At 56.3% G+C, this 24878-nt stretch carries 24 protein-coding genes; 10 read left to right on the forward strand and 14 right to left on the reverse strand.

Annotated elements, in window-relative coordinates; translation table 11 throughout:
* Nucleotides 1-19: 19 nt before the first annotated feature.
* Nucleotides 20-1495 (reverse strand): glucose-6-phosphate dehydrogenase, encoded by a 1476-nt coding sequence (zwf, locus tag NWV12_RS13455; protein ID WP_023312228.1) that lies wholly within the window; start codon nt 1493-1495, stop codon nt 20-22.
* A 356-nt stretch (nt 1496-1851) separates the two neighbouring features.
* On the opposite strand from zwf, the gene NWV12_RS13460 reads away from it, so the two are divergent.
* On the forward strand, nt 1852-2721 hold the full coding sequence (locus NWV12_RS13460; RefSeq protein ID WP_023312229.1) for a MurR/RpiR family transcriptional regulator: 870 nt from the start codon (nt 1852-1854) through the stop codon (nt 2719-2721).
* A 140-nt stretch (nt 2722-2861) separates the two neighbouring features.
* Nucleotides 2862-4304, forward strand: a complete 1443-nt coding sequence (pyk, locus tag NWV12_RS13465; RefSeq protein WP_039263653.1) for a pyruvate kinase — start codon at nt 2862-2864, stop codon at nt 4302-4304.
* 45 nt (nt 4305-4349) lie between these two features.
* Here the strand turns inward: pyk and lpxM are convergent, their stop codons facing one another.
* From lpxM to znuA, 3 genes are all read right to left on the reverse strand, one after another.
* On the reverse strand, nt 4350-5321 hold the full coding sequence (lpxM, locus tag NWV12_RS13470) for a lauroyl-Kdo(2)-lipid IV(A) myristoyltransferase (protein ID WP_048979927.1): 972 nt from the start codon (nt 5319-5321) through the stop codon (nt 4350-4352).
* Between the two features lie 121 nt (nt 5322-5442).
* Nucleotides 5443-6762 carry a murein DD-endopeptidase MepM gene (mepM, locus tag NWV12_RS13475; protein WP_024909694.1) on the reverse strand — a complete coding sequence of 440 codons (1320 nt, stop codon included), beginning with the start codon at nt 6760-6762 and terminating at the stop codon, nt 5443-5445.
* 15 nt (nt 6763-6777) lie between these two features.
* Nucleotides 6778-7722, reverse strand: a complete 945-nt coding sequence (znuA, locus tag NWV12_RS13480; RefSeq protein ID WP_045404493.1) for a zinc ABC transporter substrate-binding protein ZnuA — start codon at nt 7720-7722, stop codon at nt 6778-6780.
* Nucleotides 7723-7799: 77 nt separating this feature from the next.
* Here znuA and znuC point away from each other — a divergent pair, with 77 nt between their 5' ends.
* Nucleotides 7800-8555 (forward strand): zinc ABC transporter ATP-binding protein ZnuC, encoded by a 756-nt coding sequence (znuC, locus tag NWV12_RS13485; protein ID WP_023312233.1) that lies wholly within the window; start codon nt 7800-7802, stop codon nt 8553-8555.
* Entirely contained in the window at nt 8552-9337 is a 786-nt protein-coding gene (gene znuB / locus NWV12_RS13490; RefSeq protein WP_048979928.1) for a zinc ABC transporter permease subunit ZnuB, read from the forward strand. The genes znuC and znuB overlap by 4 nt, the downstream gene beginning before the upstream one ends.
* Before the next feature lie 58 nt (nt 9338-9395).
* Here znuB and ruvB read toward each other — a convergent pair whose 3' ends face one another.
* From ruvB to aspS, 6 genes are all read right to left on the reverse strand, one after another.
* Nucleotides 9396-10406 (reverse strand): Holliday junction branch migration DNA helicase RuvB, encoded by a 1011-nt coding sequence (ruvB, locus tag NWV12_RS13495; protein WP_023312235.1) that lies wholly within the window; start codon nt 10404-10406, stop codon nt 9396-9398.
* An 8-nt stretch (nt 10407-10414) separates the two neighbouring features.
* Nucleotides 10415-11029 (reverse strand): Holliday junction branch migration protein RuvA, encoded by a 615-nt coding sequence (gene ruvA / locus NWV12_RS13500; RefSeq protein ID WP_023312236.1) that lies wholly within the window; start codon nt 11027-11029, stop codon nt 10415-10417.
* An 80-nt stretch (nt 11030-11109) separates the two neighbouring features.
* Nucleotides 11110-11631, reverse strand: coding sequence for a crossover junction endodeoxyribonuclease RuvC (gene ruvC / locus NWV12_RS13505; protein WP_003859749.1), 522 nt, complete (start codon nt 11629-11631; stop codon nt 11110-11112).
* Between the two features lie 34 nt (nt 11632-11665).
* Nucleotides 11666-12406, reverse strand: coding sequence for a YebC/PmpR family DNA-binding transcriptional regulator (locus NWV12_RS13510; RefSeq protein ID WP_008500447.1), 741 nt, complete (start codon nt 12404-12406; stop codon nt 11666-11668).
* Between the two features lie 27 nt (nt 12407-12433).
* Complete coding sequence (nudB, locus tag NWV12_RS13515; RefSeq protein ID WP_023312237.1) at nt 12434-12877, reverse strand: dihydroneopterin triphosphate diphosphatase; 444 nt, start codon at nt 12875-12877, stop codon at nt 12434-12436.
* Nucleotide 12878: 1 nt separating this feature from the next.
* Entirely contained in the window at nt 12879-14651 is a 1773-nt protein-coding gene (gene aspS, locus NWV12_RS13520; protein WP_023312238.1) for an aspartate--tRNA ligase, read from the reverse strand.
* Between the two features lie 263 nt (nt 14652-14914).
* On the opposite strand from aspS, the gene NWV12_RS13525 reads away from it, so the two are divergent.
* The 5 genes from NWV12_RS13525 to cmoB are packed head-to-tail and all read left to right on the forward strand — an operon-like array spanning nt 14915 to nt 18495.
* The gene (locus NWV12_RS13525) at nt 14915-15481 is read left to right on the forward strand and encodes a hydrolase (RefSeq protein WP_048979930.1); all 567 of its coding nucleotides are present in this window, start codon (nt 14915-14917) and stop codon (nt 15479-15481) included.
* Nucleotides 15478-16296: a DUF72 domain-containing protein gene (locus NWV12_RS13530; protein ID WP_045887970.1), complete on the forward strand. Its 819-nt coding sequence runs from the start codon at nt 15478-15480 to the stop codon at nt 16294-16296. Before NWV12_RS13525 ends, NWV12_RS13530 begins: the two co-directional genes overlap by 4 nt.
* A 51-nt stretch (nt 16297-16347) precedes the next feature.
* Entirely contained in the window at nt 16348-16743 is a 396-nt protein-coding gene (locus NWV12_RS13535) for an MAPEG family protein (protein WP_021240443.1), read from the forward strand.
* A gap of 40 nt (nt 16744-16783) precedes the next feature.
* Entirely contained in the window at nt 16784-17527 is a 744-nt protein-coding gene (gene cmoA, locus NWV12_RS13540) for a carboxy-S-adenosyl-L-methionine synthase CmoA (RefSeq protein ID WP_029741772.1), read from the forward strand.
* Nucleotides 17524-18495: a tRNA 5-methoxyuridine(34)/uridine 5-oxyacetic acid(34) synthase CmoB gene (cmoB, locus tag NWV12_RS13545; RefSeq protein WP_048979931.1), complete on the forward strand. Its 972-nt coding sequence runs from the start codon at nt 17524-17526 to the stop codon at nt 18493-18495. The genes cmoA and cmoB overlap by 4 nt, the downstream gene beginning before the upstream one ends.
* Nucleotides 18496-18684: 189 nt before the next feature.
* Here cmoB and cutC read toward each other — a convergent pair whose 3' ends face one another.
* Both cutC and NWV12_RS13555 read right to left on the reverse strand, forming a co-directional pair.
* Nucleotides 18685-19428, reverse strand: coding sequence for a copper homeostasis protein CutC (cutC, locus tag NWV12_RS13550; RefSeq protein WP_048979932.1), 744 nt, complete (start codon nt 19426-19428; stop codon nt 18685-18687).
* A 78-nt stretch (nt 19429-19506) separates the two neighbouring features.
* The gene (locus NWV12_RS13555; RefSeq protein WP_033145857.1) at nt 19507-20067 is read right to left on the reverse strand and encodes a VOC family protein; all 561 of its coding nucleotides are present in this window, start codon (nt 20065-20067) and stop codon (nt 19507-19509) included.
* A gap of 239 nt (nt 20068-20306) precedes the next feature.
* Here NWV12_RS13555 and argS point away from each other — a divergent pair, with 239 nt between their 5' ends.
* Nucleotides 20307-22040: an arginine--tRNA ligase gene (argS, locus tag NWV12_RS13560; protein ID WP_048979933.1), complete on the forward strand. Its 1734-nt coding sequence runs from the start codon at nt 20307-20309 to the stop codon at nt 22038-22040.
* A 35-nt stretch (nt 22041-22075) separates the two neighbouring features.
* Here the strand turns inward: argS and NWV12_RS13565 are convergent, their stop codons facing one another.
* Complete coding sequence (locus NWV12_RS13565; protein WP_048979955.1) at nt 22076-23215, reverse strand: glycoside hydrolase family 105 protein; 1140 nt, start codon at nt 23213-23215, stop codon at nt 22076-22078.
* Nucleotides 23216-23219: 4 nt separating this feature from the next.
* Nucleotides 23220-24803: an MFS transporter gene (locus NWV12_RS13570; protein WP_048979934.1), complete on the reverse strand. Its 1584-nt coding sequence runs from the start codon at nt 24801-24803 to the stop codon at nt 23220-23222.
* Nucleotides 24804-24878 lie beyond the last annotated feature (75 nt).

The following is a 24878-nucleotide window of genomic DNA, read 5'->3' on the forward strand; positions in this document are numbered from 1 at the left end:
TTCGAGCTAGAGGATTATCTTACTCAAACTCGTTCCAGGAGCGGCCATCGCGGGTGATCATCGCCACCGACGCGACAGGTCCCCAGGTACCCGCCTGATACGGTTTTGGCGCATCCTGATCGGCAGCCCAGGCTTCGGTGATGGAGTCGACCCATTTCCACGCCTCTTCCACTTCGTCGCGACGCACGAACAGCGCCTGGATACCGCGCATGGTTTCCAGCAGCAGACGCTCGTAAGCATCGGCCAGGTGCGTCTGATTGAAGGTTTCGGAGTAGCTCAGATCCAGCTTGGTGGTCTGCAGGTTGTGTTTATGATCCAGCCCCGGCACTTTGTTCAGGATCTGGATATCCACCCCTTCGTCCGGCTGCAGTCGAATGGTCAGTTTGTTCTGCGGCAGTTCCTGCCAGGACTCTTTGAACAGGTTCAGTTCCGGGTTTTTGAAATAAACAACCACTTCGGAACATTTGGCTGGCAGACGTTTACCGGTGCGCAGGTAGAACGGAACGCCCGCCCAACGCCAGTCGTCGATATCCACGCGGATCGCCACAAACGTCTCGGTGTTGCTGGACTTGTTCGCGCCCTCTTCTTCCAGGTAGCCCGGCACTTTTTTGCCTTGCGCAAACCCGGCGGTGTACTGGCCGCGGACGGTCTTCTCACGCACGTTGGAGCGATCGATGCGGCGCAGTGACTTCAGCACTTTCACTTTTGCGTCACGGATGCTGTCAGCCGTCAGGTCAGACGGTGGAGACATGGCAATCATGCACAGAATTTGCAGCAGGTGGTTCTGGATCATGTCGCGCATCTGACCGGCCTGGTCAAAGTAACCCCAGCGACCTTCAATCCCCACCTCTTCCGCCACGGTGATTTCCACGTGGTCGATAGTGCGGTTGTCCCAGTTATTCACAAACAGGGAGTTAGCAAAACGCAGCGCCAGCAGGTTCAGTACAGTCTCTTTACCGAGGTAGTGGTCAATACGGTAGACCTGGCACTCTTCAAAGAACTCGCCCACCTGGTCGTTGATTTCACGCGAGGTTGCCAGCGACGTACCTAGCGGCTTCTCCATCACGACGCGCGCCGGTTTGGCGTTCAGTTTGGCTTCGCCCAGGCCTTTGCAGATGGCGCCGAAGGTGCTTGGCGGCATGGCGAAATAGTTAATGGTGACACGGTTTTTCTGATCCAGCATCGCGCCTAAGCGGGTAAACGCGCTGACGTCATTAACGTCCAGGTTGCAGAAATCGAGGCGTCCACTCAGGGTATCCCACAAACTTTCATCAATTTTTTCCTTCATGAAAGTTTCGAGCGCCTCGCGGACGACTTTGGTATAAGCGTCCTTATCCCAGTCGGCGCGCCCGACACCCAGGATACGGGTATCCGGATGAATTTGGCCCGCTTTCTCCAGTTGATACAGGGAAGGCAGCAATTTTCGGCGTGCAAGATCGCCTTTCGCGCCGAAAATGACCAGGTCACATGCCTGGGCTGTTTGCGTTACCGCCATGTCATTCTCCTCAGTTGGATCACCTGGTACTTCTGCCAGGTATCGTTGTAATTTTATTACAATGCACTGTACTGCTTTTACGTCATTCCCGAAACCATTAGCGCTTATCGTCGCGTGCGATAACGCGATTTTTCCTCCTTTGGAGGATTACGACGGCGCAATGACGCAACAACCGTCGTTTCTTTACGCAACGGGGTCACAGCAAAACCCGACACCGATCAAGTAATGAAAAAAAACAACAACATTATCTTGTCGATTGTTACCCTTAATGGAAGCCACAAGGGTAATATCGGCTAAATCGAATCACGATTTCATCAATTTATGAAATCGTTTACACCCATGAGCGTCCTGTTAACATGAACATGCTGGAAAAAATCCAGTTTCAACTGGAACACCTTAGCAAATCCGAGCGAAAAGTGGCCGAGGTCATTCTCGCCTCCCCCGCTCAGGCGATTCATTCGAGCATCGCCGCTCTGGCACAGGAAGCGGGTGTTAGCGAACCGACGGTCAATCGCTTTTGCCGCAGCCTCGAAACGCGCGGCTTTCCTGATTTTAAACTGCATCTGGCACAAAGTCTGGCTAACGGCACCCCATATGTTAATCGTAATGTGGATGAAGACGACAGCGTTGATGCCTATACCGCGAAAATTTTTGAATCGGCTATGGCTTCGCTTGACCACGTCCGCCAGTCTCTGGACATGAGTTCCGTGAATCGCGCGGTGGATTTGCTCACCCAGGCCAAGCGGATTGCGTTCTTTGGTCTCGGGTCATCGGCAGCCGTGGCGCATGACGCCATGAATAAATTTTTCCGCTTTAACGTCCCGGTTATTTATTCCGATGACATTGTGCTGCAACGCATGAGCTGTATGAATTGCAGTGAAGATGACGTCGTGGTACTGATTTCGCACACCGGCCGCACCAAGAGTCAGGTAGAGCTGGCGCAGCTGGCCCGTGAAAACGATGCCATGGTGATTGCCCTCACCACGGCAGGCACGCCGCTGGCGCGTGAAGCGACGCTGGCGATCACCCTCGACGTGCCGGAAGACACCGACATTTATATGCCGATGGTTTCCCGACTGGCGCAGCTCACCGTGATTGACGTGCTGGCAACCGGTTTTACCTTACGTCGGGGCGCAAAATTCCGGGATAACTTGAAGCGGGTCAAGGAAGCGCTGAAGGAATCGCGTTTTGATAAAGAATTGCTTATAAAGAGCGATGTTCCCTGATAGTTGATAACGAAGACGTAACCAATAATTACGATGTAACGATTTACGGCATTCGGTCCACTCTCCGCTGCCTTGCAGCAGATGAAGGCCGATTCAATGTTCACGCAACACCAAAGTTGTTTCAGTCAACGGAGTATTACATGTCCAGAAGGCTTCGCAGAACCAAGATCGTAACCACCTTAGGCCCGGCCACCGATCGCGATAATAATCTTGAGAAAATTATCGCCGCCGGCGCCAACGTGGTGCGTATGAACTTCTCTCACGGTACGCCAGAAGACCATAAATTACGTGCCGATAAAGTGCGTGAAATCGCAGCCAAACTGGGCCGCCACGTTGCTATCCTCGGCGATTTGCAGGGTCCAAAAATTCGTGTATCGACCTTTAAAGAGGGTAAGGTTTTCCTCAATATCGGCGACAAATTCCTGCTTGATGCCAACCTGGGCAAAGGCGAAGGCGATAAAGAGAAAGTCGGTATCGACTATAAAGGCCTGCCGGCTGACGTGGTGCCAGGCGATATCCTGCTGCTCGACGACGGTCGCGTACAGCTGAAGGTGCTGGAAGTTCAGGGCATGAAAGTGTTCACCGAAGTCACCGTCGGCGGCCCGCTCTCCAACAATAAAGGCATCAACAAACTGGGCGGCGGCCTCTCTGCAGAAGCGCTTACCGATAAAGACAAAGCGGACATCGTGACGGCTGCGCTGATCGGCGTTGACTACCTGGCGGTCTCCTTCCCGCGCTGCGGCGAAGATCTAAACTATGCGCGTCGTCTGGCACGTGATGCAGGCTGCGATGCTAAAATCGTCGCGAAAGTTGAACGCGCGGAAGCCGTTTGCGATCAGGATGCCATGGACGATGTGATCCTCGCGTCCGACGTGGTAATGGTTGCGCGTGGAGACCTGGGCGTGGAAATTGGCGACCCTGAGCTGGTAGGGATCCAGAAAGCGCTGATTCGTCGCGCACGTCAGCTGAACCGCGCGGTGATCACCGCGACTCAGATGATGGAATCGATGATCACCAACCCAATGCCAACCCGTGCAGAAGTCATGGACGTGGCTAACGCCGTGCTGGACGGTACCGATGCGGTGATGCTCTCTGCGGAAACCGCTGCGGGCCAGTATCCGGCAGAAACCGTGGCCGCTATGGCGCGCGTCTGCCTGGGCGCTGAAAAGATCCCAAGCATCAACGTTTCTAAACACCGTCTGGACGTGCAGTTCGACAACGTGGAAGAAGCGATTGCGATGTCTGCGATGTACGCGGCAAACCATCTGAAGGGCGTTACCGCGATCATCACCATGACCGAATCTGGCCGCACCGCGCTGATGACCTCTCGTATCAGCTCTGGTCTGCCGATCTTCGCCATGTCCCGTCACGAACGTACCCTGAACCTGACGGCGCTGTACCGCGGCGTGACGCCGGTTCACTTCGACAGCACCAGTGACGGCGTAGCTGCGGCGCACGATGCCGTAAACCTGCTGCGCGACAAAGGCTATCTGGTGTCCGGTGATATCGTCATTGTGACCCAGGGCGACGTGATGAGCACCATCGGCTCAACCAACACCACGCGCGTTATGACCGTCGAGTAATAATGTCTGTGTTAAAAAGCCCTCTCCAGATGGAGAGGGCTTTTTTTATTTCCGCGGATAAAGCTCTTTGCGTTTATAGGGCTCAGTTTCACCCGGCTTACGCGTTTTAAGCAGCTTCAGGATCCACGTGTACTGTTCGGCATGCGGCCCCACCAGGATTTCCACCTCTTCGTTCATTCGACGCGCAATGGTGTGGTCGTCCGCGGTCAGCAGATCATCCATCGGCGGACGGACCTCAATACTCAGGCGATGCGTTTTGCCGTCATAGACCGGGAACAGCGGGATCACGCGGGCACGGCAGACTTTCATCAGGCGACCAATCGCGGGGAGCGTCGCTTTATAGGTCGCAAAGAAATCGACAAACTCGCTGTGCTCTGGGCCATGGTCCTGATCCGGCAGATAGTAGCCCCAGTACCCCTGACGCACCGACTGAATGAAGGGCTTAATGCCATCGTTACGCGCATGCAAACGTCCGCCAAAACGACGACGCACCGTATTCCAGACAAAATCGTAGATTTTATTTCCCTGGTTATGGAACATCGCCGCCATTTTCTGGCCCTGAGACGCCATGAGCATCGCCGGAAGATCAACGCCCCAGCCGTGGGGGACGAGGAAAATGACTTTCTCGTCGTTGCGGCGCATCTCCTCGATGATGTCCAGCCCTTTCCAGTCAACGCGATCGACGATTTTATCCGGCCCTTTCAGCGCCAGTTCCGCCATCATCGCCATTGCCTGCGGCGCGGTGGTATACATCTCATCAATGATTGCCTCGCGCTCGGCGTCGCTTTTCTCAGGAAAACAGTAATAGAGGTTGATCTGCGCGCGGCGGCGGGCGCTCTTGCCTAAACGCCCGGCCAGACGGCCAATTTTACCCAGAACAGGATCGCGAACAGAGGCAGGCAGCATCGCCATCCCCGCAAAGGCGTAGACACCAAGCCAGGCGCCCCAGTTGCGCGGATGGCGGAAGGATTTTTCAAACTCAGGAATGTATTCAATATTGTTTTTTTTGGTTTCCATGCTGGATCCAGGGTCTGATGACGCAAAATTTTATTCAGATAGTGTAGCGAGGCAGTCGTCCACGCACAAAAGAAAAAGCCGGCGTCAGTGTGCGCCGGCTTTTTTAACAAAAACAGAGGGCTTAGTTTAAGCTCAGCTGCGGCATCACCTCTTTCACCTGCGCCAGATAATCAGTACGATCTTTACCTGTCAGGCCTTCGGTGCGCGGCAGTTTCGCCGTCAGCGGGTTCACGGCCTGCTGGTTGATCCACACTTCATAGTGCAGGTGCGGGCCGGTAGAGCGTCCGGTATTGCCGGAGATCGCGATACGGTCACCACGCTTCACCTTCTGGCCCGGCTTCACCAGCAGCTTACGCAGGTGCATATAGCGGGTCGTATAAGTACGACCATGACGTACCGCGACATAATATCCGGCGGCACCGCTACGCTTGGCCACCACCACTTCACCATCGCCAACCGCCAGTACCGGCGTGCCCTGCGGCATGGCAAAGTCAACGCCACGGTGCGGCGCGACGCGCCCGGTTACAGGGTTCAGACGACGCGGGTTAAAGTTAGAGGAGACGCGGAACTGTTTTGCCGTCGGGAAACGCAGGAAACCTTTCGCAAGGCCCGTACCGCTGCGGTCATAGAACTTACCGTCTTCGGCACGAATCGCGTAGTAATCTTTGCCTTCGGAGCGCAGACGTACGCCCAGCAGTTGGCTTTGCTCGCGCTTGCCGTCCAGCATTTCGCGGGACATCAGGACGGAGAACTCATCGCCCTTCTTCAGCTTGCGGAAATCCATCTGCCACTGCATGGCTTTAATCACCGAACTGATTTCAGCGCTGGTCAGGCCTGCATCGCGCGCGCTGGAGACAAAGCTCGCGCCCACGGTGCCTTTCAGAACGCTGTTAACCCAGTCGCCCTTCTGCATTTCGCTGGTCATTTTGAAACCGTTTGCAGTGCGATCGTAGGTGCGGGTTTCGCGGCGGGACATTTCCCAGGTCAGACGCTGGAGATCGCCATCCGCCGTTAAAGTCCAGGAGAGCTGTTGTCCGATTTTCAGGTTACGAAGATCTTTATCCGCAGCCGCCAGCTGGCTGATATTGCCCATGTCGATGCCGTACTGGTTCAGCACGCTGCTCAGCGTATCCCCGGTAGAGACAACATATTCGTGGATACCCGCCTCGTTCTCGGTTTTATCGTCCAGCTCATCCTGCGGGATGGCTTCATCTTCCTGAGCCGCCTGGTCGATAGGCTCACTGGCTTCAGGCAGCAAAGAACGGATTTCGCTCTTTTCAAGCTCAATGGTTTTAATGATAGGAGCAGAACTCGGGTGGTAAACATAGGGCCGCCAGACGGCGACCGCTAAGGTGAGAACTGTAAGCGACCCCAGCATAACGCGGTGGGGTCGTGGCAGATTGTTAAATGCCAGGGCGACAGAGCGGGCTATCTGTTGCACGTATTCACTTCCTCGTTAATCTCCTTTCAGGCAGCTCGCATACTGGTTCGCCAGTTGGCTGAGAAACTGCGAATAGCTCGCTTTGCTCAACTGGATATTCGTACCTAGCGGGTCAAGGGTTCCCATGCGCACGGATGTTCCCCTGGCCACGGCTTCTACGACCGCTGGCCTGAACTGTGGCTCAGCAAAAACGCATGTCGCTTTTTGCTCAACCAACTGTGTTCTGATTTCATGTAAACGCTGCGCACCAGGCTGAATTTCAGGGTTGACGGTGAAGTGGCCCAGTGGGGTCAAACCGTAGTGTTTTTCGTAATAGCCGTAGGCGTCATGAAAAACGAAATACCCTTTACCTTTCAACGGTGCGAGCTCATTACCAACCTGCTTATCGGTTGCGGCTAATTGTGCCTCAAAATCCTTCAGGTTGGCGTCTAGTTTGGCTCGACTTTGCGGCATAAGTTCCACTAATTTGTCGTGGATTGCAACCGCTGAAAGCCGCGCTATCTCTGGGGATAACCAAAGATGCATGTTGTACTCGCCGTGATGGTGATCTCCATCACCTTTTTCGCCGTCTGCGGCATGATGGTCATGTTCGTCGCCGTCGTCATCCGCCCCTTTCATGAGCAACGGTTTCACGCCGGAGAGTTCGGCAATCGCGACCTGTTTTTCGCCAGCAACCTGTTTTGCTGACTTTTGCATAAACGCTTCCATTTCAGGACCAATCCAGACGACTAAGTCCGCGTTTTGTAAGCGTTTTACATCTGACGGGCGCAGGGAATAGTCATGCTCAGATGCACCATCAGGGAGCAGAACCTGGGTTTCCGTTACCCCGTCGGCAATGGCCGACGCGATGAATCCGAGTGGTTTAAGCGAAGCGACAACCGCAGCGTTAACATCTTGTGCGGTTGTACCCCAAAGGGCAGCGGATAATGCTGCGAAAAGAAGCGTATTTTTATGTAACATAATGCGACTAATCATCGTAGTGAATGCGTGGAATGTGATATTATAACATTCGTTGACTTCTTCAAGCTTAAAATGACATGACGACATTGGTTTCTCTTGAAAATATTTCGGTCTCATTCGGGCAGCGCCGCGTCCTCTCTGACGTGTCGCTCGATCTGAAGCCCGGCAAAATTCTGACGCTGCTCGGCCCCAATGGCGCAGGCAAATCAACCCTGGTGCGCGTGGTGCTGGGTCTGGTCGCCCCCGATGAAGGCGTGATTAAGCGCGAGGAAAAATTGCGTATTGGCTATGTGCCGCAAAAACTTCATCTCGACGCAACGCTGCCGCTGACGGTCAGCCGTTTCCTGCGCCTGCGCCCCGGCACCCGAAAAGCCGATATTCTCCCGGCGCTGAAACGCGTGCAGGCGGGCCATCTTGTCGATGCGCCGCTGCAAAAACTGTCCGGCGGTGAAACTCAGCGTGTTTTGCTTGCCCGCGCGCTGCTGAGCAGCCCGCAGCTGCTGGTACTGGATGAACCAACTCAGGGTGTGGATGTGAATGGTCAGGTTGCGCTTTATGATTTGATCGACCAGCTCCGTCGGGAGCTTGATTGCGCCGTGCTGATGGTGTCTCACGACCTGCATCTGGTGATGGCAAAAACCGACGAAGTGCTGTGCCTCAACCACCACATCTGCTGCTCCGGTACGCCTGAAGTGGTGTCAATGCACCCGGAATTTATCTCCATGTTCGGCCCTCGCGGCGCTGAACAGCTGGGCATTTACCGCCATCATCATAATCATCGCCATGATTTACAGGGACGAATCGTACTGCGTCGGGGAAATGGACACTCATGATTGAACTATTACTGCCCGGCTGGCTGGCCGGGATTATGCTTGCCTGCGCCGCGGGCCCGCTCGGCTCGTTTGTTGTCTGGCGCAGAATGTCCTATTTTGGCGATACCCTGGCGCATGCGTCCCTGCTGGGCGTAGCCTTTGGTCTGCTGCTGGATGTGAACCCCTTCTACGCGGTGATTGTGGTCACGCTGCTGCTGGCCGCCGGTCTGGTCTGGCTGGAAAAACGCCCTCACCTCGCCATTGATACGCTGCTTGGCATTATGGCGCACAGTGCCCTGTCTCTGGGCCTGGTGGTTGTCAGCCTGATGTCGAACATCCGCGTGGATCTGATGGCCTACCTCTTCGGCGACCTGCTGGCCGTGACGCCGGAAGATCTCATCGCTATCGCCGTTGGCGTGGTGGTGGTGCTCGCTATTCTGCTCTGGCAGTGGCGGAATTTACTGGCCATGACCGTCAGTCCGGATCTGGCATTTGTCGACGGCGTGAAGCTGCAGCGCGTGAAGCTGCTGCTGATGCTGGTGACGGCATTAACGATTGGTGTCGCAATGAAGTTTGTCGGCGCGCTGATTATTACGTCTCTGCTGATCATCCCGGCCGCCACGGCGCGTCGTTTTGCCCGTACGCCGGAGCAGATGGCCGGCGTAGCCGTGATTATCGGGATGATTGCGGTAACGGGTGGGTTAACGTTCTCGGCGTTCTATGACACGCCTGCGGGGCCATCAGTGGTGCTAAGTGCGGCGGTGATGTTTATCTTCAGTATGATGAAAAAGACCGCGAATTAACATGGAGGGCGCTGAAGCCCTCACCTGGCCCTCTCCCTCGGGGAGAGGGAACAAAACATTACGGCATTGCCGGTGGCGTAATGCCGAAATGATTCCACGCCCGCACCGTTGCCATACGTCCACGCGGGGTGCGTTGCAGGAAGCCCTGCTGGATCAGATACGGCTCCAGCACATCTTCAATTGTCTCACGCTCTTCACCGATTGCCGCCGCCAGGTTATCCAGCCCGACAGGGCCGCCAAAGAACTTGTCCAGCACGGCCAGCAGCAGTTTACGGTCCATATAGTCAAAGCCTTCAGCATCGACGTTCAGCATATCCAGCGCCTGGGCAGCGATCTCCGCGGAAATCGAGCCATCGTGCTTCACCTCGGCAAAGTCACGCACCCGGCGCAGCAGGCGGTTGGCGATACGAGGAGTACCGCGGGAACGTTTCGCCACTTCAAACGCGCCCTCTTCGCTCATTTCGAGCCCCATATAGCGGGCGCTACGGCCAACGATGTGCTGGAGGTCCGCCACCTGGTAAAACTCGAGACGCTGCACGATGCCGAAACGGTCGCGCAGCGGAGAGGTCAACGACCCGGCGCGGGTGGTGGCGCCAATCAGGGTAAAGGGCGGCAGATCGATTTTGATGGAGCGCGCGGCCGGGCCTTCACCGATCATGATATCCAGCTGGTAATCTTCCATCGCCGGATAGAGCACTTCCTCCACCACCGGCGACAGGCGGTGGATCTCATCGATAAACAGCACGTCATGCGGTTCGAGGTTGGTCAGCATCGCCGCGAGATCGCCCGCCTTCTCCAGCACAGGGCCGGAGGTGGTGCGCAGGTTGACGCCCATTTCATTGGCGACGATATTCGCCAGCGTGGTTTTGCCTAAACCGGGAGGGCCAAAAATGAGCAGGTGATCGAGCGCATCGCCGCGCAGCTTTGCCGCCTGGATGAAAATCTCCATCTGGGAACGAACCTGCGGCTGGCCGATATACTCATCAAGCAGTTTTGGGCGGATCGCGCGATCCACCACGTCATCTGCCTGAATAGTGCCTGCCGACACCAGGCGGTCTGCTTCAATCATCCTTTACCTCACAATGCAGCGCGCAGCGCTTCACGAATCAGGGTTTCACTGCTGGCGTCCGGTTTGGCAATTTTGCTCACCATTCGGCTGGCCTCCTGAGGTTTATAGCCCAGCGCCACCAGCGCGGCAACCGCTTCCTGCTCGGCATCATCATCCGTTGCAGGGCCGCCAGGAGAGGTCAGTACCAAATCGGCAGCCGGAGTGAACAGATCGCCATGCAGACCTTTAAAGCGGTCTTTCATCTCGACAATCAGGCGCTCGGCGGTTTTCTTACCAATGCCCGGAAGCTTAATCAGCGCCGCAGGATCTTCGCGCTCAACGGCATTCACGAACTGTGGTGCCGACATGCCGGACAAAATCGCCAGCGCCAGCTTCGGACCGACGCCGTTGGTTTTAATCAGCTCGCGGAACAGGGTGCGTTCCTGCTTGTTATTGAATCCGTACAGCAGTTGGGCATCTTCACGCACCACAAACTGGGTAAAGACAATCGCCTCTTTGCCCGCGTCCGGCAGCTCGTAGAAGCAGGTCATCGGCATATGGACTTCATAGCCCACGCCACCTACTTCCAGCAGCACTAACGGGGGTTGTTTTTCAATGATGATGCCTCTGAGTCTGCCTATCACGTGACGCTCCTGCGTTCTGGGAGAAATTAACTGCCGACATAATAAAAAAAGGCTGGATGTTTATCCAGCCTGATTTCTGATTATCGTAACCTGCCTCGCGCCAGATTGAGCCGCGACTCGCTCATTTGCATCGCGTTCTGGCTGACGTGACAGTGGGTAATCGCAATCGCCAGCGCATCCGCGGCGTCGGCCTGCGGGTTCGCGGGAAGCTTCAGCAGGGTACGCACCATATGCTGCACCTGGCTTTTCTCCGCGCTCCCAATGCCCACCACCGTCTGCTTGACCTGACGCGCCGCATATTCGAATACCGGCAAATCCTGGTTCACGGCAGCGACGATGGCAACACCGCGCGCCTGACCGAGCTTTAGCGCCGAATCGGCGTTTTTCGCCATAAAGACCTGCTCGATGGCGAAATAGTCCGGCTGAAACTGGGTGATGATCTCCGACACGCCCGCATAAATGAGCTTCAGGCGCGAAGGAAGATCGTCCACTTTGGTGCGAATACAGCCGCTGCCCAGGTAGGTTAACTGGCGTCCCACCTGACGAATAACGCCATAACCGGTGACGCGTGAGCCTGGGTCAATCCCGAGAATAATCGACATCACGCGTCTCCTGTAACGGATTTATACGCTCTCATCAGAGAGTCGCTGCAACCTCATCAGAGATTTCACCGTTGTGGTACACTTCCTGAACGTCGTCGCAGTCTTCGAGCATGTCGATCAGACGCAGCAGTTTCGGTGCCGTTTCCGCATCCATGTCCGCTTTAGTGGACGGGATCATGGAGACTTCAGCGTTGTCCGCTTTCAGGCCAGCCGCTTCCAGCGCGTCGCGCACGGCACCCATCTCTTCCCACGCGGTATAAACGTCGATAGCACCGTCATCGAAGGTCACCACGTCTTCCGCACCGGCTTCGAGCGCCGCTTCCATGATCGCATCCTCGTCGCCTTTCTCGAAGGAGATGACGCCTTTTTTGCTGAACAGGTAAGCAACGGAACCGTCAGTACCCAGGTTGCCACCGGTTTTGGTGAACGCGTGGCGCACTTCCGCAACGGTACGGTTACGGTTGTCGGACAGACATTCAACCATCACCGCAGTACCGCCAGGGCCGTAACCTTCATAAATGATGGTTTCCATGTTCGCGTCTTCATCACCGCCCACGCCACGTGCGATAGCACGGTTCAGGGTGTCACGCGTCATGTTGTTTGACAGCGCTTTATCTACCGCCGCGCGCAGACGCGGGTTAGAAGCCGGGTCGCCGCCGCCCAGACGCGCTGCTGTCACCAGCTCGCGAATGATTTTGGTAAAGATCTTACCGCGCTTGGCATCCTGTGCCGCTTTGCGGTGTTTGGTGTTGGCCCACTTACTATGACCTGCCATAAAAAGTTCTCCAAAAATCGCGCCTTCTCAGGCTGCGTTAATTACAAATTCTTCAATCGCCTGCCGGTTGCTCCACGACTTGGTCAGTGCGGCGGCATCCGCCGCACTGACCCAGCGGTAGGTCAGGTGTTCGGTAAACACGATCTCCCGTTCATGGGGGAGCGCGAGACAGAACCACGACTCCGTATTGCGCTCGGTACCCGGCGCGTAGCGATGACGTAAATGGCTAAAAATTTCAAACTCCACCGTGCGCTGGCAGTCCTTCAGGGTCAGTTGCTCGCGGGCAACGTCAATGGTGACCTCTTCCTTTACTTCGCGCGCGGCGGCCTGCAACGCGGTTTCCCCCTCTTCCAGACTGCCGGTTACCGACTGCCAGAAATCAGGATCATCGCGCCGCTGCAACATCAGCACCCGCTTCGTGTCTTCTGCATAAATGACCACCAGGACCGAAACGGGAAGCTTATATGCCATATCAGTTTTTCTCTTCCTTCTTCACCACTTCAATGCCCAGCTCGGCCAGAGAGGCCGGGTTGGCAAAGCTTGGCGCTTCGGTCATCAGACACGCTGCGGCAGTGGTTTTCGGGAAGGCAATAACATCACGAATGTTATCGGTGCCGGTCAGCAGCATGGTCAGACGGTCAAGACCGAAGGCCAGGCCCGCATGCGGCGGCGTTCCGTATTTCAGGGCGTCCAGCAGGAAGCCAAACTTCTCGCGCTGCTCCTGCTCGTTGATGCCCAGGATGCCGAACACGGTCTGCTGCATTTCACCGCTGTGAATACGCACGGAACCGCCGCCCACTTCGTAGCCGTTGATGACCATGTCATAAGCGTTGGCGACCGCATCTTCCGGTGCCGCTTTCAGCTCTGCCGCCGTCATGTCTTTTGGCGAGGTGAACGGGTGGTGCATTGCGGTCAGGCCGCCTTCACCGTCGTCTTCAAACATTGGGAAGTCGATAACCCACAGCGGCGCCCATTTGTTTTCGTCGGTCAGGCTCAGGTCTTTGCCAAGCTTCAGACGCAACGCGCCCATCGCATCCGCCACGACTTTCTTGTTGTCTGCGCCGAAGAAGATCATGTCGCCGTCCTGCGCGCCGGTGCGCTCAAGGATCGCTTCCACGATGTCCGCGTTCAGGAATTTCGCTACCGGGCTGGTGATGCCTTCCAGACCTTTCGCACGCTCGGTCACTTTAATATAGGCCAGACCTTTTGCGCCGTAGATCTTGATGAAGTTGCCGTAGTCGTCGATCTGCTTGCGGCTCAGTGCCGCACCGCCCGGTACACGCAGCGCTGCTACGCGGCCTTTAGGATCGTTAGCCGGGCCAGCGAAGACGGCAAACTCAACGCCTTTCACCAGGTCTGCTACGTCCACCAGCTCCATAGGGTTACGCAGGTCGGGTTTGTCGGAGCCGTAACGACGCTCGGCTTCAGCGAAGGTCATAATAGGGAAATCGCCCAGCTCAACGCCTTTCACGTCGTTCCACAGGCTACGCACCAGAGCTTCCATCACTTCACGCACCTGCTCGGCAGTCATGAAGGAGGTTTCCACGTCGATCTGGGTAAATTCTGGCTGGCGGTCAGCGCGCAGGTCTTCGTCGCGGAAGCATTTCACGATCTGATAGTAGCGATCGAAGCCGGACATCATCAGCAGCTGTTTGAACAGCTGCGGAGACTGCGGCAGCGCGTAGAATTTGCCTTTATGAACGCGGGATGGGACCAGGTAATCGCGCGCGCCTTCCGGCGTGGCTTTGGTCAGCATCGGGGTTTCGATGTCGAGGAAACCGTGGTCATCCATAAAGCGACGCACCAGGCTGGTGATTTTCGCACGGGTTTTCAGGCGCTGAGCCATTTCCGGACGACGCAGATCCAGGTAGCGGTATTTCAGACGCGCTTCTTCAGTGTTGACGTGGTTGGAGTCCAGCGGCAGCGCTTCTGCACGGTTGATAATCACCAGATCGGACGCAAGCACTTCGATGGCGCCCGTCGCCATGTCGGCGTTGACGTTTTTCTCGTCACGCGCACGCACGGTGCCGGTGACCTGAATGCAGAACTCATTACGCAGCTCAGAGGCCAGCTTCAACGCATCTGCGCGATCTGGATCGAAGAACACCTGAACGATACCTTCGCGGTCGCGCATATCGATGAAGATAAGGCTACCAAGATCACGACGACGATTGACCCAACCACACAGGGTTACCTGCTGTCCGACGTGGGACTGACGCAGCTGCCCGCAATATTCTGTACGCATGAGATATCCCTTAATTAGCCGCAGGCTAAATGTCGCCTGGTATGCAGGCTACTATGTCGCAGCTTTCTGTATGTCACAACTGGATGAAAAAAGGCGGCTATTATACTGGAAATTCCGCCGGACGATAAGAGCGAACCACGGCCTGGCGGTCGTTTGCTGCACTCTTATTGCGCATTCTCACAAAAATTAACAAAATTATCCGCCCAGGAACAGGCCATCACATCGTATGGTGTCTGGAAGTGATTCATTTAACGGGAGTAACGATGTTAACACTTGATGCCAGTAAAACCGCACTTGTCGTGATTGATTTACAGGAAGGCATTCTGCCCTTCGCCGGCGGCCCGCATACCGCGGATGATGTGGTCAGCCGCGCAGCTCGCCTGGCGGAAACATGTCGTGCCAGCGGTGCGCCTGTTGTCATGGTGCGCGTCGGCTGGTCCGCTGATTACGCTGAAGCGTTAAAACAGCCCGTTGATGCAAAGGCTTCCGCACGCGCCCTGCCTGAAAACTGGTGGACGTACCCGGCCGCACTCGGCAAACGCGACAGCGACATCGAAGTGACCAAACGCCAGTGGGGCGCATTTTACGGTACCGATCTCGAGCTGCAGCTCCGCCGTCGCGGCATCGACACCATCATCCTGTGCGGCATTTCCACCAACATCGGCGTGGAGTCTACCGCCCGCAACGCGTGGGAGCTGGGCTTTAACCTGGTGATCGCCGAAGATGCCTGCAGCGCGGCCTCCGCGGAACAGCACCAGGGCAGCATGACCCATATCTTCCCGCGCATCGGCCGCGTGCGCAGCACGGATGAGATTGTCAGCGCGCTATGATGTACGTGGGCCTGCCCCAGTGGTCGCACCCGAAATGGGTGCGCCTTGGCATCACCAGCCTTGAGGAGTATGCCCGGCACTTCAACTGTGTCGAGGGTAACACCACCCTGTATGCGCTCCCTAAAGCCGAGATTGTTACGCGCTGGCGGGAACAAACGACCGACGACTTCCGCTTCTGCTTTAAGTTTCCGGCCACCATTTCCCACCAGGCCGCGCTGCGCAACTGCGGGGATTTGACCGAAGAGTTTTTTACGCGCATGTCGCCGCTGGCGAACCGCATCGGTCAGTACTGGATCCAGCTGCCCGCCACGTTTGGCCCGCGCGATTTACCTGCGCTCTGGCAGTTCCTGGATGCCCTGCCCCGTGAATTCGCCTACGGCGTTGAAGTCAGGCATCCTGAATTTTTTGCGAAGGGCGAAGCAGAAAAAGCGCTCAATCGCGGCCTGCTTGAGCGTTCCGTTAACCGGGTGATCCTCGATAGCCGGCCGGTGCACAGCGCTGTCCCCCATAGCGAAGCCATCGTTGAAGCTCAGCGTAAAAAACCGAAAGTGCCGGTCCATGCCATCGTGACCGCGCATAACCCAATGGTCAGGTATATCGGCAGCGATAACATGCAGCAAAATCAGGCGATGTTCGCCGTCTGGCTGCAAACGTTAGCGAAGTGGGAACACACCACCACGCCGTATCTCTTTTTGCACACGCCGGATATCGCCCAGGCGCCCGAACTGGTCGATGCTCTGTGGCAGGCCTTGCAGGCTGCGGTGCCGTCCGTGGGCAGCGCCCCTTCCATCCCACAACAATCTTCTCTTTTCTGATATCACCCCCTATCATAGTGAAGTGCCATCTGCCAAAAACAGGGAGTTTGTATGGTCAGCGCGCTGTATGCGGTGTTAGGTGCATTACTGCTGATTAAGTTTTCATTTGATGTTGTGCGCCTCAGAACGCTGTACCGCGTCTCTTACGGTGACGGCGGGTTTTCCGAGCTACAAAGCGCTATCCGCATTCACGGCAATGCGGTCGAATACATCCCCGCAGCCTTAATCCTGCTGCTTTTTATGGAGATGAATGGCGCAGAAACCTGGATGGTGCACATCTGTGGCCTGCTTCTTATTGCTGGCCGCCTGATGCACTATTACGGTTTTCACCACCGCTTAATCCGCTGGCGTCGTTCCGGCATGAGCGCGACCTGGTGTTCGCTTTTGCTGATGGTGCTGGCTAACCTGTGGTATATGCCGTGGGAGTTGGTTTTCTCCCTCCATTAGCGCACAATACGCCACTTTATTTTTCCCGGATTTTTACGTTATGTCAGATCGCGACACGCTTTTTTCCGCGCCTATCGCCAGCCTGGGCGACTGGACCTTCGATGAACGGGTAGCCGAAGTCTTCCCGGATATGATCCAGCGCTCTGTTCCCGGTTATTCCAATATTATCTCTATGATCGGCATGCTGGCTGAGCGCTTCGTTCAACCCGGCACGCAGGTCTATGACCTGGGCTGCTCGCTCGGCGCGGCAACGCTGTCGGTTCGTCGTAACGTTCACCACGAAGGCTGCCGAATCATTGCCGTCGATAACTCCCCGGCGATGGTTGAGCGCTGCCGTCGCCACATTGACGCGTATAAAGCCCCTGTTCCGGTCGACGTGGTGGAAGGCGATATCCGCGAGATTGAGATCAATAACGCCTCGATGGTGGTGCTGAATTTCACCCTGCAGTTCCTGGTGCCTGAAGACCGCCAGCTGTTGCTGGACAAAATTTATCAGGGGCTGAATCCCGGCGGCGCGCTGGTGCTCTCGGAGAAATTTAGCTTCGAAGATGCCGAGGTTGGCGAACTGCTGTTCAATATGCACCACGATTTCAAACGGGCGAACGGCTACAGCGAGCTGGAGATCAGCCAGAAGCGCAGCATGCTCGAAAACGTGATGCTGACGGATTCCGTAGAAACCCACAAAGCGCGTCTGAGCAAAGCCGGTTTTGAGCACAGCGAACTGTGGTTCCAGTGCTTTAACTTTGGCTCTCTGGTGGCGCTGAAAGCGGGAGAATCCGCATGATCGAATTCAGCAACTTCTATCAGCTGATTGCCAAAAACCAGCTTTCCCACTGGCTGGAAACCTTGCCCGCGCAGATTGCCGCCTGGCAGCGCGATCAGCAGCACGGCCTGTTAAAGCAGTGGTCAAACGCGGTGGAGTATCTGCCCGAACTGACCCCACATCGTCTGGATCTTCTGCACAGCGTAACCGCCGAGAGTGAAGAGCCGCTCCCGGCCGGGCAGATCAACCGCATCGAAACGCTGATGCGTAACCTGATGCCGTGGCGCAAAGGGCCGTTTTCACTTTACGGCGTGAACATCAATACTGAATGGCGCTCGGACTGGAAATGGGATCGCGTGCTGCCCCACCTTTCCGACCTGACCGGACGTACCATTCTGGACGTGGGCTGCGGCAGCGGTTACCACATGTGGCGCATGATTGGTGCGGGGGCGCATCTGGCGGTAGGTATTGACCCGATGCAGCTGTTCCTGTGCCAGTTTGAAGCGGTGCGTAAGCTGCTGGGTAACGACCAGCGCGCGCACCTGCTGCCGCTGGGTATTGAACAACTCCCTGCCCTGAAAGCCTTTGATACCGTCTTCTCCATGGGTGTGCTGTACCACCGTCGTTCCCCGCTTGAACACCTGTGGCAGCTGAAGGATCAGCTGGTCAGCGGCGGCGAGCTGGTGCTGGAAACGCTGGTGATTGAAGGCGATGAACATGCCGTTCTGGTGCCGGGCGATCGCTACGCGCAGATGCGCAACGTTTACTTCATCCCTTCCGCGCTGGCGCTGAAAAACTGGCTGGAGAAGTGCGGGTTTGTGGATGTGCGGATTGCCGACGTCAGCGTGACCTCAATTGAGGAACAGCGCCGCACCGACTGGATGATCACCGAATCGCTGGAGCAGTTCCTCGACCCGGCCGACCACACCAAAACCATCGAAGGCTATCCAGCCCCGATGCGTGCGGTGTTGATTGCGACCAAGCCGTAGTTTTCCCCTCACCCCGGCCCTCTCCCCATAGGGGCGAGGGAGAAAAACCGCACCGAGCCGTCCCCTCTCCCCTATGGGGAGAGGGTTAGGGTGAGGGGATAAAAAAAGGCCCCTGTTGAAATTGCAGGGGCCTGGTACAAGCAAGCATCATATTGGGCGACATGATGCGCGGTAAAAATCGGTACGTTGCTACACGTGATGGCGCTCAATCAGCGACTTCATTTCCGCAACCGACTCTCCCTCTACGCCATAGCGTGAATACTCATCCGCTTCAGCATCCGTCGACATTGACAATCCTGTATTGCGATAACGCATGGGCGAAGGTATCCATTTACCCGCGGAGCTGTGCAGCTCTTCTACCCCTGCGTTTAAAAACCGTTCCAGATTGCTGGCGCGGACTCCCGCACCCGCCATTATTATTGGAACACCGGAATGTGCTTTTAGTTCCGTAATTAATTGCAGTCCTTTTTCAGCTGACGCCTGCTGACCCGATGTCAGGATGCGCGCCACGCCAAGTTCTCCAAGCGTTTCAAAAGCCTGAAGCGGATCTTTACACATATCAAATGCGCGATGAAAAGTGACGGCCAGCCCCTGCGCGGCGCTCATAATCTGACGCATGCGCGGTATATCGATGTTGCCGTCTTCATCCAGCAGGCCGGTCACCAGCCCCGGAAACCCCAGGTCCCGAACAAGCGCGATATCATCAAGCATGGCACTGAACTCGCCCGCCGTGTAACAAAAATCACCGCCGCGCGGACGAATAATCGGGTGAACGGGAATGGTGACGGCCTGACGGGCAGACTTCAATACGCCGAAGGACGGCGTGAGGCCGCCCTCTTTGGGTGCCGCGCACAGTTCAATGCGGTCAGCCCCGTGCTTTTGCGCGGTCACGGCACACTCCACGCTGTAACAACAAATCTCCAGCAGCGCCATTTAATCCTCCTGAAATTCCACTAAACGAAACATCATGACACGCCGTCCGTTTTCAGTCCCGGCGTGAACTCACATCTCTTACGCTTCGCTGGCAACGATCTGCTCAATGGTCCACGGATGAAACTTCACCGTGACCTGTCCGTCAGTGACGGCCAGCGTCGGGTTAGGTAACCGCTCGCGCTCGCCTTTGGGTGAACTCGTCTTCACAAAAATCCCCGGCTTGCTTAAGCCTTCGTCGGAAAGGAGGGCCAGCGCGCGCGCGTTCAACGTTTCCGGCTCACCCGGCAGGACTATTTCGATATGCTCCCAGCCTTCGTGCGGATAGCGTTTCTCGCCCGGCCACGGCAGCTCAACCACGCTGAATTGCCAGTGCGCCACGTTCACCGGTTCATGCAGTTTGAACAGGCAAATGGGGCGACCATTGATGATGTTCTCGGAGAGCAACTCGCCGCACCGTTCGAACCCGCGACGCCAGCGCTCGGCCGTGGCATTCTGATGACAGCGCAAAGAGATGTGATCGGCCTCAAGCGGCGCGATATCCAGACCAAGACGGGTGGCAAGTTCTGTGAACGCCTGGGTGAAGCGCGGTAAATCTGCGGAAATATCATGCAGTTCGTCAATGGATTGCCAGTTCGCCATAAGTCACTCTCTTTTCATGTCGCAAAGCCGCTAATTTACTCTGTTGCCCTGTTTTGACCAACCGCAGAATCCGGCTTTTTGCGACTGCATGATTATGCACACCTTCACCGCCTGGATTCTGAGCAATCTTCAGGCCCCGCAATGCTGACGCCAGAGGGCATTTGCAGTATACTCCCGCCCTAAATTCTTTAACTGGCGCGGGCGGTTGTAAGCCCGCATCAAAAACGTAAGGTATCCAGGTGAATATTCAGGCTCTTCTCTCCGAAAAAGTCAGTCAGGCACTGATTGCCGCAGGCGCACCTGCGGATTGCGAACCGCAGGTTCGTCAGTCAGCAAAAGTACAGTTTGGCGACTATCAGGCTAATGGCGTGATGGCAGTGGCTAAAAAACTGGGCATGCCGCCGCGACAGCTCGCTGAGCAGGTACTGACGCATCTGGATCTTTCCGGCATTGCCAGCAAAACCGAAATCGCCGGTCCGGGCTTTATCAACATCTTCCTTGAGCCTGCATTCCTGGCAAGCCACGTTGACGCGGCCCTGAAATCTGACCGTCTGGGCGTTTCCCAGCCGGATGCGCAGACCGTCGTGATCGACTACTCTGCGCCGAACGTGGCGAAAGAGATGCACGTTGGCCACCTGCGCTCCACCATCATTGGTGATGCCGCGGTGCGCACGCTCGAGTTCCTCGGTCACAAGGTGATCCGCGCGAACCACGTGGGCGACTGGGGTACCCAGTTCGGCATGCTGATTGCTTACCTGGAAAAACAGCAGCAGGAAAACGCGGGTGAAATGGCGCTGGCGGACCTGGAAGGGTTCTACCGCGAAGCCAAAAAACACTACGACGAAGACGAAGCCTTTGCCGAGCGCGCGCGCAGCTACGTGGTTAAACTGCAGGGCGGCGACCAATACTTCCTCGAGATGTGGCGCAAGCTTGTCGACATCACCATGTCGCAGAACCAGCTGACCTATAACCGTCTGAACGTTACCCTGACCCGTGACGACGTGATGGGCGAAAGCCTCTATAACCCAATGCTGCCCGGCATTGTGGCTGACCTGAAAGCGAAAAACCTGGCGGTAGAGAGCGAAGGCGCAACGGTGGTGTTCCTTGATGAGTATAAAAACAAGGAAGGCGAACCGATGGGCGTGATCATCCAGAAAAAGGATGGCGGCTACCTCTACACCACCACTGACATCGCCTGTGCGAAATACCGTTACGAGACGCTGCATGCTGACCGCGTGCTGTACTACATCGACTCCCGTCAGCACCAGCACCTGATGCAGGCGTGGACCATCGTGCGTAAAGCCGGTTACGTGCCGGATTGCGTTCCGCTGGAACACCACATGTTCGGCATGATGCTGGGTAAAGACGGCAAGCCGTTCAAAACCCGTGCGGGCGGTACCGTGAAGCTGTCCGACCTGCTGGACGAAGCGCTGGAACGCGCTCGCCGTCTGGTGGCTGAAAAGAACCCGGACATGCCTGCCGATGAGCTGGAAAAACTGGCCAACGCCGTGGGTATCGGTGCGGTCAAATACGCGGATCTCTCCAAGAACCGTACCACCGACTATATCTTCGACTGGGATAACATGCTGGCGTTTGAAGGCAATACAGCGCCTTACATGCAGTATGCCTACACCCGCGTGCTCTCGGTGTTCCGTAAGGCGAACATTGATGAAAACGTACTGGCGAATGCGACAGTGACCATCACGGAAGATCGTGAAGCACAGCTGGCAGCGCGCCTGCTGCAGTTTGAAGAGACGCTGACGGTTGTCGCGCGTGACGGCACGCCTCACGTGATGTGTGCTTACCTCTACGATCTGGCGGGGCTGTTCTCCGGCTTCTACGAACACTGCCCTATTCTGTCTGCGGAAAACGAATCGGTCCGCAACAGCCGCCTGAAGCTGGCGCAGCTCACGGCGAAGACCCTGAAGCTGGGTCTGGATACCCTGGGTATCGAAACCGTAGAACGCATGTAATACAAAAAACCCGGCAAGCGCCGGGTTTTTTCTTATCAGAAATACTTCCGCAAATATTCCGTTAAACAGAGAATCGCCATCGCCTGTCCGTACGGCATCGACGTCAGCGGGATCTGGCGATAAAACTCAAGATCGCTGCCCATGCCCGTGCCGAACGACGTTTGCAACAGCTCGCCTTCCGGCGAAATATTTTTGACGATACCGCGAATCGCTTTTTCTGCCACTTCGGCATACTCCGTGCCAACATAGCGCTTGCGCACGGCTTTCAGAATGCCGTAGGCAAACCCTGCCGTGGCGGACGCCTCAAGATAAGAATGTGGATCGTCGAGCAGCGTATGCCATAGCCCGCTGTCGTCCTGATATTTCGCCAGCGCGGCAATCTGCGCATTCAATACCTGCACCAGATAGCGGCGCACGGCGCTGTTTTCCGGCAGATCCACAAGCTCAAGGAAGTCCGGGATCGCGATGGTGAGCCAGCTGTTGCCGCGCGCCCAACGGGCACGGGCGAAGTTATGGTTGCCGTCGTAGCTCCAGCCGTGGAACCACAGCCCGGTCTCCCGGTCCATCAGGTTCTGCACGTGCAGCAGGAACTGATACACCGCCTCTTCAACGTATTCCGGTTTGTTGAGCAGCTTGCCGATTTTCGCCAGCGGCAGCACCGTCATCATCAGCGTGTCATCCCACATCTGTTGATGGTTTTCTTCCGCCAGAGTGATGTGCTGCATCCCGCCGTGTTCCGTGCGCGGCATCTCGGCCATCGCCCATTCCGCCCAGCTTTCCAGCCACGGCCGCCAGGCCTGATTTTTGGTCTCTTCGTAGCGATAAGCCAGCGTCAGGAACGGCGACATGGTATTCACGTTTTTGGTGGTCGCGCCTTGCGCAAAGCGGTCGGCAAACCAGCTGTCGATGATGTCTCGCATACCTTCGTCGCCGGTCTGGCAGTAATATTGCCAGATACCGTACAGGCCAACGCCGTGCGTCCACTCCCATCCGGCCCAGCCTTTAGTGTCGATCACGCGCCCGTCGTCCAGCCGCAGCAAAAATTCACCCGTTTTGTCGTGGATATTGACCAGGCTATGCGTCACCTTTTGAATCAGCGATTTCAGTTCGTCCCGGGCGATAAAGCGCTCTGGCTGACGTAATAACGGGGTATGTTTGACAGGCCAAACTTTCATCATCTTAACCTCTGTTGTATGTCGAATTCAGTACCGCGCGATCCTTCAGCGAGGGTGCCGCTGGCTTATTGCGATTCAGATAACCGATGTTGTTATTGCCCCACAGTGACTCATAAGGCATACCGGCCAGCATCTCGACGGTGGCGCGGGCGTGGGGCGTCGCTGACTCAGGCATCGCATGACCACACTCACGCATTTTTGCGGTCTCCTCGCGCAGCGTGCTGTGGGTCTGCAAATTGAGCCTGAAGCGCAGGGAAACGAGGAAGCCGCAGAACAGGACCAGGATGGTGCCCACGCTCAGGATCGTCAAAATGGTGTGGCTCACTTCCGCAGGCTGTACTTTCTGACCGCTAACAAAGCCGGACATCTGCATCACGATGCCCACCAGCATCACCGCACCGGCCTGTGACGCCTTACGGGTCAGGGTCATGATGCCCGCGAAGATCCCTTCGCGGCGCTGGCCGGTGATCGCTTCATCCACGTCAGCAATGTAGGTATAGGTGTTCCACGGCACGTAGTTGATACCGCCGCGACCGAGACCGGCAACCGCTGAGATCAGCAACAGCAGAGCGTAGACGTCACTCAGGCCCGCGTAATAGAGCATGGCGTAAGAGAGAGACGCCAGACCAAACAGCACCACGACCATGCGGTAGGACGGTGCAGGCCCGAAACGGATGCACAGCGGGATCATGGCGATAACCGCAAAGAACTGGAAAATAGCCATCGTGCCCAGCAGATTGGACGCCATTGACGCTTCCTGCATCAGCACGAACACCACGTAGTAGGTGAATACCGCATTAAACACGTCCTGCGCGATATAGCCGCCAAGGTACATGCCCAGATGCTGACGGAAAATCTTGATGCGCAGCGTGGAGCTTAACTCAACGATCAGGCGGTTGAGGCTCTGCCCCAGCGTCAGCTTCTTCTTCTCTTCTTCAGCACGCAGCGCCGCTTCTGACCACTCTTCGCGCGGGCGTTCCCAGGTAAAGAACCAGACGAAGGTTAGCATCAGGGCGCAGAGCAAGGAGAAGACCAGGCTTGCGTAGAAGAAGGAGATCGCGTTTTCTTTCCCGAAGTGGGTTAACAGGATCCCCGGCAGGAAGGAGGCCAGAATGGCGGACATCTGCGCCATTGAGATACGCGCCCCGGAGAACTTGGTTTTCTGTTTAAAGTCATCGGTCATTTCCGGTACCAGCGTTTCGTACGGCACCAGAATCATGGTGTAGACAATATCAAACACCAGATAGGTCAGCAGGTAGTACCAGAAGCTCATGTCCCCAACCCACATCAGCGAGTAGCTGAACACGCACGGAATCCCCAGCAGGATAAAAAACTTACGACGGCCGAAGCGCTTACCGAGCCGGGTTGTCCCAAAGTTATCGGTTAAAAAGCCCATTAACGGGCTAACGACGGCATCCAGCACCCTTGCAGCGGCAAAGATAAACGTTGCTTCGATCGGTGAGAGCCCGCAGAAGGTGGTATAAAAATATAAAAGCCAGGCCGCCGTCAGGGCGGTGGTACCCGCCCCGAGGAAATCGCCTGACCCGTAAGCGAGATAGTTTGCGAGCCCAATTTTACGTGTTCTCATTGCCGTCACCCCTAATCAGTTTTGGGAGACTCCCTGCAAGCAAGCGTCTTCCGGGAGCTTTTAGACGGCTACAGT

Source organism: Enterobacter sp. Crenshaw (assembly GCF_024734705.1).
Lineage (GTDB): Bacteria > Pseudomonadota > Gammaproteobacteria > Enterobacterales > Enterobacteriaceae > Enterobacter > Enterobacter asburiae_B.